Source organism: Acinetobacter sp. V2 (genome assembly GCF_001188385.1).
In the GTDB taxonomy this organism is placed as follows: Bacteria; Pseudomonadota; Gammaproteobacteria; order Pseudomonadales; family Moraxellaceae; genus Acinetobacter; species Acinetobacter oleivorans.
In genome coordinates this window covers 128,928-139,244 of the sequence record NZ_JZFB01000001.1, presented here as the reverse complement: position 1 = coordinate 139,244, position 10,317 = coordinate 128,928, and the positions used below count along the sequence as shown (strand labels likewise).

The following is a 10,317-nucleotide window of genomic DNA, read 5'->3' as shown; positions in this document are numbered from 1 at the left end:
GTATATCTTCATTACTACTTACAGCAATACTTTTTGGAGATGCTAACACCATCACTGCTGATTGAAACTCAGCAGCTTTTTTAGGATCTTCTTGTTTGAGAACTTCTAATAAAGTCTGAATATTCTCAAGCATATCTAACGGGTCAGTTTGCTGATTTTTAGCAACTTCACTAAGTGCCTTGGCATTATTTAGGCTGCCCTCTATTTGTTGTTTTGCTTCATTTGCATCTAGGTGTACACCTTGAGCTTGATCCTGCTTGTGGGTACTAAGGAGTAAACCACTGCCTGCTCTTACCGCACCCCATTGGTCTGTTCTGAGTTCAAAACCCTCACCACGACCATCACTTGTCGCCTTGTCTTTTGGATGGCTTAAGTTACCCAAGTTTAGTTGGCTTACCGCATGGCTACTTTGTAGCTGGGCACTGATTTGCCCTGTGGTGTCATCAAAGCGTAGCTGGTTAAAGCCCTTATCGTCGACTTCTTCGGAGCGGATACCACTGAGTTTTTTAGTATCGGGTAGTTGGCCTTTTTGGTCGAACTGGGTTGGATGGCGTTCAGCTTCGTGAATACGACCCACCACAAACGGGCGGTCAATGTTGCCGTCAAAGAAGTCGATCACCACGATCTCGCCCACGCGAGGCAAGAAACGTGCGCCATAACCCTCACCTGCCCATGGGGTTAATACATCGACCCAAGCCGAGTCGGTGTCATTATCGTTACTTCCTGCACCACCATCATGGCTATGGTCGTCAGTTCGGGTAAATAGGAAGCGAACTTTAATGCGCCCCCATTGGTCAACATGGATACTTTCGCCTTCCAAGCCCACCACTCTAGCGCGCTGCGGGTAAGCAGCTGGACGGTGCTCTAACGGATGGTACTCAGGAACAGTTTTAATATTTCTACGCGACAGAATGAGCTCATTAACCTGACGCTCAGTCTGGTCATTTAGCCCTGATTGATTGTTTTGCCATTGGCTTTGACTAAAAAGTTGATTGATTTGCTGTTGCAAATCTTTAGGCAAATTATTTTGCAGATAGAAGCTTTTCCCAACAATCAGAAACTCTTTGTCTGATCCACTATGCGTATCTATTTCAGGATGTTCATCCAATTCAAACCAATAGCCAACTTGCGCATCACGTACCGTAGTTTGTGCACGGAAATATTTTGATTGAAATGCATAATAATCAGATAGATTCTGATTGAGTTTTTCTAACTGCTGGTGACCCGATGCAGTGGCTTGGTCTTCCCCATTTAAGTCTTGCATCCAAGCAGGACTGACATGCCATGCATGTTCTAGACTTAAACTCGCATTATCCTGATTAGCACTATGACTATGCTTTGACTGAACACTACCCATGCCTTCTTCTTGACTTAAAGCATCAGCCTGCCAGCGTTGCACATGCACGGCTGTAGATTGCAAGCTTCGAGTTGGCACAAGGCTTGTCATACTGTCTTGTTGTTCAACAGCGCTACTACGGTGATAACGGATATTTCTTCGGTCTAATGCTAAATATGATTCATTATTATCAATTAAACGTAACTTTTGTGATTGAATCTCATCCGAGCTATCAGTGACCCAAAGCTGAGCTTCATCAACCAACCAGTTAATGCCTTCACTACGCCAAAGTCGAGTTAAAAACTCATAATCCGTTTCGTTACTTTGCATGACAAAAGGTCGAACATCGTAGTCTTGGCTTAGGTTTTTTAAATCCAAAGTTAAGCCAGAAGCAAACAACGGGCTTTTGTTCTGCCACTCAGTAAATAGAACTTCCGTAATGTCCCGTACACTTTTATTCATAAATACACGGCTATTTCGGCGTTTATGCCATAGCGCGATCGGGTCTTGTAATCTCAATTTATACAATGTTAATGAACCATCACTCTGCCCCTGACTGGCTTTTGTAATAATTCCTGTAGTTCTAAATAGCTGCCCCTGATCAGTTACTTGATCGACTGCAACCTGACAACCAATAAATTGTTTTAATGAAATATGGGCATTAGTAGAAAGACAAAATAAATCGGCAGTTAGTCCTTCATTTAGTTGATGCTGTCCTTCAATACTTTGTAAAAAGACTTGAGTATTCAACGATGGATTAGAAAACTGAACATGAAGCACGCGTTTTTGCGAGCTGATACCCAAATCTTCTAGAATTCTATGTATATGAGATAACATCTTTTTTATGAAAACTTTGTCAGGATTGGCATTATTTTATAAAATACAGAAACATCTGTCTATTTTGTAAAGAGAAACTTAACCATTTGAATACACGAATCAATGGGGATGCTATCCGTGATAAATATAAAAAAATGAATTAACGAGTTATGTTATTAATTAAATTTTAACGATTATTAATTTTTTAGTATTCCAAGAAATTTATTAACAGCCTCTACTAATTATTTAGAAATTCAATTTTTATTTTTTCAAAATTTTCAACAGGAATGACTACTTTAAAACTTCCTATAACTTTAAAAAAATTTTTAAATTTACTTTCTCTCAAACCATATCCACTGCTATTACCTTCTCTCACGTCATACATAAAATCACCAAAATCTGTAGAAGGAATATAAACTCCATTTTTTACATTTAGTGTGTCTTTTATATTTTCAATAGATAAAAAACATATACCATCACTTTTACTCGAAAAACTACTAAAAAAGTTTTGAAAAGGAAAAGTGATACGAATAATTTTATCAAAATAATCATGAACTATAGTCAACGTAATTTCATCTTGATCACAACTCAAATCCAATAACTTTGAATCATCACTGTTTTCAGTTATTTCTAATAAACTCATGGACATCCTCAAGCCTTTTCATATTTACTATAAAAGTCATCTACCATACCTGAATTTTCAATTTTGTCTCTCATAAATAAGTGCCCTTTCTTCCCACTCACGTCATAATTCAAATGAGGGAAAGTTGAGGTACTAACGCCTTTACCCCAATCTCCATGATTCCAATATACAGTATCTCCTTTAGCATTTTTCCAACCATTCCGCTGACCTTTTTCATTATAACTTCTCACAGCCTCTGGCCCCAACATTTTAGATCCAGCATTCATTGCATCATTTTTATTATTAAATAAGAAATCATTTTTCCTAGCATCATCAGCACTAACTTTTTTCCGTCTGCATTAATGTAATTTACTAACTTTTTAGTATTACGACTTCTCGCATTAATTGGTAAGGTTTTATTTCTACTTCTTAAGCCTAACGGATCAATCCAATTATTAGGATTGGGTGCATAAGAATACACATTATATTCACCCAGTAATCCAATCGGATCTTTACTAATAAACCGACCTACATACGGCGAATAATAACGATAACGATTGTAATGAAACCCTGTTTCCTCATCAAAATACTGACCTTGGAAATGGATGTTGTTTGAAATAATTTCACTATTTTCAAAGAAATTAGATTTTGCTTTTTCTCCTTTGCCATTTCGAGCATAGTTCTTCGTGTAAAGCCTTGCTTTATTGAAACGAACTATCCCAATCTTATATTAAGTTTTACAGATCATTTGACATGGGGAATCACTCATTTCCTGAGACGTATTCAAATGAAAAATATATTAGAGAAAAGCTATTAGATAATGATCTATCTAATTTAATAATCTTTAGATATTGATATATCTAAAATTCTCAGACAACAGAGAATTCCAGATATATTTTAATGACTTTCTAATCTTTTCTATCAAAATAAACAGAAATATCTTGAAATATCAAACCATTCAATTCCCCAGAAAAATTCAAATCATCATTTATTGATTTTATAAAAACACCATTCATTTAACTAACAATTAAAGATGATTTCTAACTTTTTCGACCACTCTATTAGATGATTAAAGATAACTTTCACAAGAGTTCTAATAATTTTACCCCACATCTTCAATAGAATTTATTTTTTCTATAATCTCATCTTTAGTAAGTGAAAATTCCCCCTCTTCGCCTGCATCCATTCCAATCAATTCATCAAGCAAATTTTGTAAATCCTCATTGAGTTCTAAATAATCCATATCAAGACGAATTAAATATGCTTCTCTAGCAACTATCCGATAATCAAATATTTCATTTTCTAAAATTAAATGAAGTTTATCTAATACTATTTTATCAATATTACGTAACATTATAGAGGACACCCTTTTTTTATAGCTCGCCCTGATGGAGTTGCTTTACCTTGATCTATATCTGCTTTTGTTGGTGGATAATGTGGAATATCCACAACCTCACCGTTTATCATCTTAGGATGTACCCTATTTACATTACCATTATGATCATATGTTTCCTCCCATACTCTAACGGTACCAGTTTTAGGATTAATTTCTGTAACATGGGATCTTCCTCGAGTTGGACCTTGAGTCTTAGCTAAAGCCTCTTTTTCATAATATCTTATTCTACCATCACTTAGCTCTCGTGTTTTAACAGCTTTATTTTGAGCAGACTCTACAGCCGATAATTTTCTTTTTAATTTTTTTTGGTCTGTCTCATTACTTAACCCCAAAGGATCAATCCACCCAATAGGACTAGGACCATATTGATAAAGGTTATATCCTCCCAGCAATCCAATCGGATCTTTACTAATAAACCGTCCTACATACGGCGAATAATAACGATAACGGTTGTAATGAAGTCCAGTTTCCCCATCAAAATACTGACCTTGGAAACGGATGTTGTTGTTTATAATCTCTGAATTTTCAAAGAAATCTGACTTAGCTTGTTCAACCTTACATTCGCCCCAAGCTTTATATTGAGCTTTCCAAACAATGGCACCTGTCTGGTTACTCATTTCTTGTGGTGTCCCTAAATGGTCACAGTGATAGAACCATACATCATCAAAGCCTTGGCTTTGTTTTACGGTATTCCAAAGAGGGTCTTTATAAATGCTATATGTTTTTTCTGTCCAGTCTTGGATTTCATGCAGTTCAATTGAGTGATGATACGCCGCTTGCAACAAAGGTACGAATCTATCTTTTTCGTAGAAATAGTGTTTTGTTAAATCAGCACTAGATTCATAAGCTAAAGTATCACCATCCCAACCATAAATAATGTTCTGCTCTTGCCCTGTAAGGTGATGCTTACTTCTTTTTTGAAGACGTCGACCTAAGGCATCATAACGATACTCTGCCGTATATTGATTATTTCGGCTACGAACAAGACGTCCCAATACATCCCACTCAAGATTTAAATCACCTTGTGATGACTTTTGTCGAATCAGTTGCCCAAAAGCATCATATTGATATTGTTGGTCAAGATATTCCTGCACAACGTTATTAACTAAGCGGTTATAACTAAGACCTTTTTCAGTGACAGTGGGTTGTGAGGATTGCTCTTTGGTGCTGTTATATCGATCTAGAATATTACTTGCCGGGTCAAAATTAAATGTCTCTTTTCCAAGCTTACTGGTTGCCTCTAATAAACGCCCAACAGGATCATATTTATAGTGAATGGTTCCACGATGACTATCCTTAATGAGCGTTAACTCACCTGTTTTATCGTAATGATATAAGCGTTCAATCAATTGATTGGTATGTTGGATGGCATTATTTTGAGTTTGAGCCTGATATCCTTTGTCATGCCCACTCAACATTAATTGCTGAGTTAAGCGCCCGACTTCATCATAACGTTGTTGTTGGCTAAGACCATTTGCATAGTGACGTAATGTCTCTCTATGTAAATCATCACGTTCAAAGCTAACAAAATCTTCACCATTTAAAGCCATGCCATAGACATGCCCACTTCCATAAGTCAGCCAATCTACTTTCTGTCCATCTGGTCGGATGGTTGTAGTTCGATTATTTAATTCATCATAGACATGTTTCCACACCGCAGTTTTCTGAGTCACAGCATCTTGATGATGTTCTTTAACTAAATTGCCTGCTGCATCATAAAACCATTGTAAGTTAGTTTCGGCATTTTTAGCCTGAACTAGATTACCTAAGCCATCATAAGAAAATTCTTCTGTTTGCTTTTCTTCAAGCTCTTGCCCTTGATAACCATATCCTGCTGTACGTTGTTCTAAACGTCCCATGCTGTCAAAAATAAATTGCTGAATACGGTCTTTAGGAGCAGCGCGATCTTTGAAATCTTGACCATAGGCAGAAGCGACCTCAATGCTACTAGTTAAACGACCATTATATTCATCGTACGTATAAGCAGTTTTTTTACCATCAAAATCAATTTCTTTTACTAATCGACCCGCCGCATCATAGACAAACTCGTAACTTGAGCCATTTTCATTAATTAAACGTTTTAAGCGACTCAAGCGGTCCCATTGATATCTTAAGGTTTGATTTAATGGGTCAATACGCTTAGTAATTAAACCAGCCGCATCATATTCATAACGTGTCTGCTGGCCTTTTGGGTCAATATGAACTAATAATCGACCTTCTGCATCATGAATGAAATGCTCTTCAGCGCCATCAGCGTGTTTAATTTTTTCGAGCTGACCAAAAGCATTCAACGGTAACCCTTTTGCTAGAGGTTGTCTTGGTTCAGCAGTTAATTCCGTATAGAAATATTCAACTTTTTGCTTTAAAGCATTTTCAATAAATTTGACACGCCCGCGGTCATCATAGCGCCAGTGCGTTTCTTTACCGGAACAATCTGTATAAGTAACCAAGTTCCCTTGATCATCATATTTAAGTGTCTTCTTACCGCCTTTAGCATCTTTAATGGAGGTCACCAATCCCATCGCATTATAGGTATAGGCTGTTTCATGCTTCAGCGGATCAATTTCTTTAATTATATTTCCTGAAGCATCGTATTCTTTAAACCAACGCCCCTGTTCAGCGTCAACAAAACCGGTCAGATTATCTTTTTCGTCGTATTCATAATAAAAGGTTGAGCCATCGGCCTGCACCATACTTAAGACATTACCGCGTTCATCGTAGGTATATGATGTTTCTGTTCCATCTGTAGCAATATGCGATGTTATATTTTTTGCTTGGTCTCTAAAGAACCATTCTTGCAAATTGTCTGGATAAATAATTCGATAGGTATAACCAGTAATACCATAATAGTATTCAGTCACGTTACCATCGATATCCATGACTGAAGTTACGCGAATGTTTTCATCCCAATCTAATTTAGTAGCGGAACTATAGTCATCGGCCCATTCTTCAATCGCTTTTGAGCTAGGTAAAATACCATCCCACTTTAAGTTCATTCCTCTTTGAGTAAGATCAGTATAACGAGTCAATAAGTGAGCTTGGTATTGATATTCATAAGAAGCAGCAAACTCATTAGTTGCCTTAATTAAATCGCCTTGCTCATTATATTCATATGCTGATAGTTGTCTTAGAAGTTGGCCATCTTCAACCAACCAAGCTGCAACAACTTTCTGCACATCATTAATTTGTAATACTACATGCGCCAAAGTTTGTTGTTGCTGTTTAAATATAATGTCGGATAGATAGCTATCACCATTTTCTAATTCATAGTCATAACGTAGTCCAATACTAAATCCATGTTGACGTTCAATGGAGACTAAACGAAACTCATTTTTATATTTTTGATAGAAGCGAGTTTCTGAAACACCATATGAAATTGCTCTAATTTCAGGTGAGACAACTGTATAAGTAAAAGTTTCTACTTCATCATAGTAACTCTGCCCAACTTTTAGCTCTGGTAATCGAACAGGACGGCCATCGCTGCCAATATACTCCCAGCCCTCTTGCTCAATCGGTTCTTTAGGTTCATTAATGTTATAACGAGAACAACGAGCAATCTTGGTTGTAAAAGGTGTAATCCAGCGCGCTCCGAAAATCGATTGATCATACTGATATAAGTTCGAAACGTACGTTCTCGAAAATTGCTCTACCAATAATGGATGAATTTGTGCATCGGTATGGTTTAAAAACTCAGTACCCATAGCAAAGGTAATTGATCGTTTAGTCGCACCACCCTTACAATTCTTACCTGCATTCGCATTATGAGTCGCTGCATGTTCAGTATTCGCCTTTTCTAATTTATTATTTTTCTTGTCATGTCTGACTTGTGTAGTTTGAGTTGGCTTAACTTGGCCTGAGGCTTTTTTTCTAAATCTAGCATTACTTAAACGTAATATTTCAAATAGCCACCCAATTGTTTGTGGCTGTGCTGTATTTCCCAAGCCTTTAATTTTAGTATTGGCAGTAATACCAATTTTATTAATCGTTGCACCTACATTTAATATCGGCTGCTTTAGATGTGCAGGAACTAAAGAAGTAACAACTTTAGCATTGGAGTTTGCTCCCGTTTTAATAAGAGCTTTTCCCAAGTTTTCGGTCATGTAAACTAAATTTTTTCCAGCTCGTGTTAAGTCACCACTTTTTATTCCTTTAATAACACCAGCAGCTTGCTGTTGAGCTCGATTTGTATTTGACCCTGCATTTGTAAATACTTGGCCTTTTGTTACAACTCGAACAATTCCACCATTAATTTGTGTTGTGGCATTTTGGACGGTTCCACCACAAGTAGCTAAAATTGAATTTAACTGTTGTAGGCCTGTTTTACAGAATTTATCAATTTGTCCGGCAACCTGATCGTTTAAATGGTTAGAGATCACTACAATAACTGCTTCTCCTAAAGCAGCTTTACCCACACGTTTAACTTCTTGACGGACTAGAAACAGAGCTGGACGAGCAGACATACGAATTGCTGATGTTCCTGGTACAGGTGCAATCCCAATCAGGTCAATACCCATTGTGGACCAATCCATAATATCGGCATTTTGAAAACCTTTATCGTAGATATAGCAAATGTCGGAAACCACATCGATAGCAGCCATCACATTTCCAATAATTGGAATTGTTCCCATTACACTGGCTAGCAAGTCTAATGTCACAATTTTATGAGTATGACTTTTTAACCAATCATCTATTTTTTGTTTTGAATGACTAACATCTTTAATAGCAACTTCTGATAATGGTTTAACAACTTCTGTTTTTCCAGACATTTTATTTCTCTACGAATTCTTTTTAAAAGGGCTTTGCAAATATTGAGGAAGCACGTTAGTCACCAAGCTACCGCCATCAACAGAACTTAATTTGCTGAAGTCATTTACTTTCTGAATTGATGCAAGATCAATGTTGTTCCCTATTTTTTGGCTTACTTCGGAAATGGGTAAAAAGCTTTTCACTTGATCAGTCAATAATCCTTGTGCCTCTGTTTTTAACATTGGCATTAAAGCCTTTGCCCCTTCAGATTTTAAGCTTTGTGCAGTTTGAATATTTTTCATAATATTCGCAGGATTGGTTAATTGTTTAGATAATTCACCAAGTTTGGACTGGGCTGTTTTACTCATTTGTGCAATTAATGAATCTGATTGATCAGTATCCGCATCATTCTTATTTGGCCACTCAACTGGACGTTTAAAGTCACTTGCTTCATCCCAAGGATCACGGTGATCTGGTTCAAAGAAGACTTTTACTGCACCTGTTGCTAAGCCAGAAACTCTTGCAAATCCCTTATCATCCAACTTGCCAGTGACTTCTTTTCCTAAGTTATCAACAACCGTATAACTACCACCTTTAACAAACTCACCATGCGCATAATCATGGATGAGCTCTAAATTTCCTGGGCTACGTTTGGGTGGAGGCGGTAGTGAAGAACTAAAATTCGCACTTCCTCCCCCCATAAACAAATGCTGCCCAGCTTTTACCTCAAACTTTCCACCAGTGACAGGGAAAATTCCCGAGCCATTAATCTTGATTTGAGATCCACCCGCCGTGATAACGATTTCTTTAGACGCACTAATTTCAATTTTGTCTTCTGTTGAAATAATCTGAACAGCTTTACGGGCAATTAAATCTGCACCATCGCCTTGTGCTTGTATCTCGACTTTGCCTTTGCCCGCATAGAGTCTTGCACCTTCTTGAGCCGCAAAAAGACTGATTTTATTTTGGGCGTGCGCAATCAAGTTCTTTTGTGTAGACAGATTTATGCTGTCCCCAGCAGTTTGACTTAACTGAGCATCTGCGCTGAGGTGAATGTCTTCATTACTGGCTAGAGCAATACTGTTAGGTGCGGTTAATATCATCAAGGCTTGCTTAAAAGCGGCAGCTTTGTCTTGATCTTTTTCTTCAATTTGTTCTATGAACGTTTTTAAGTTCTCAAGCACTTCCAATGGATCAGTTTGCTGGTTTTTAGCAACTTCACTGAGTGCCTTGGCATTACTAAGGCCACCTTCGATTTGCTGCTTGGCCTCATTTGCATCAAGGTGTACACCTTGAGCTTGGTCCTGTTTATGAGTGCTAACGAGTAAGCCACTACCCGCTCTTACCGCTCCCCATTGATCTGTTCTTAGCTCAAAACCTTCACCACGCCCATCACTTTCC

At 37.5% G+C, this 10,317-nt stretch carries 6 protein-coding genes and 1 pseudogene; all 7 read right to left on the bottom strand.

The features are described 5' to 3' along the window. The coding region (locus UC75_RS00650; RefSeq protein WP_228136982.1) for a type VI secretion system Vgr family protein at positions 1-2,173 on the bottom strand (2,173 nt) is incomplete at its 3' end. Between the two features lie 217 nt (positions 2,174-2,390). Next, complete coding sequence (locus UC75_RS00645) at positions 2,391-2,795, bottom strand: hypothetical protein (RefSeq protein WP_049837323.1); 405 nt, start codon at positions 2,793-2,795, stop codon at positions 2,391-2,393. A gap of 8 nt (positions 2,796-2,803) precedes the next feature. Beyond that, a complete protein-coding gene (locus tag UC75_RS00640) occupies positions 2,804-3,061 on the bottom strand; it encodes a hypothetical protein (protein WP_049836358.1) in 258 nt (85 codons plus the stop codon). A gap of 128 nt (positions 3,062-3,189) precedes the next feature. Then, positions 3,190-3,438, bottom strand: a pseudogene (locus UC75_RS22510) (RHS repeat-associated core domain-containing protein); the annotation flags it as partial. A gap of 438 nt (positions 3,439-3,876) precedes the next feature. Next, positions 3,877-4,128 carry a hypothetical protein gene (locus UC75_RS00630; RefSeq protein ID WP_049836356.1) on the bottom strand — a complete coding sequence of 84 codons (252 nt, stop codon included), beginning with the start codon at positions 4,126-4,128 and terminating at the stop codon, positions 3,877-3,879. Further along, positions 4,128-8,936: an RHS repeat-associated core domain-containing protein gene (locus tag UC75_RS00625; protein ID WP_049836355.1), complete on the bottom strand. Its 4,809-nt coding sequence runs from the start codon at positions 8,934-8,936 to the stop codon at positions 4,128-4,130. Before UC75_RS00625 ends, UC75_RS00630 begins: the two co-directional genes overlap by 1 nt. A 9-nt stretch (positions 8,937-8,945) precedes the next feature. Next, positions 8,946-10,317 (bottom strand): DUF2345 domain-containing protein (locus tag UC75_RS19470; RefSeq protein WP_228136981.1); only part of this gene is annotated, 1,372 nt, incomplete at its 5' end.

Bases quoted from the DNA above. Each gene is read 5' to 3' on its own strand.
- UC75_RS00645 (WP_049837323.1), bottom strand. From the start codon at position 2,795: ATGAGTTTATTAGAAATAACTGAAAACAGTGATGATTCAAAGTTATTG.
- UC75_RS00640 (WP_049836358.1), bottom strand. From the start codon at position 3,061: ATGAATGCTGGATCTAAAATGTTGGGGCCAGAGGCTGTGAGAAGTTAT.
- UC75_RS00630 (WP_049836356.1), bottom strand. From the start codon at position 4,128: ATGTTACGTAATATTGATAAAATAGTATTAGATAAACTTCATTTAATT.
- UC75_RS00625 (WP_049836355.1), bottom strand. From the start codon at position 8,936: ATGTCTGGAAAAACAGAAGTTGTTAAACCATTATCAGAAGTTGCTATT.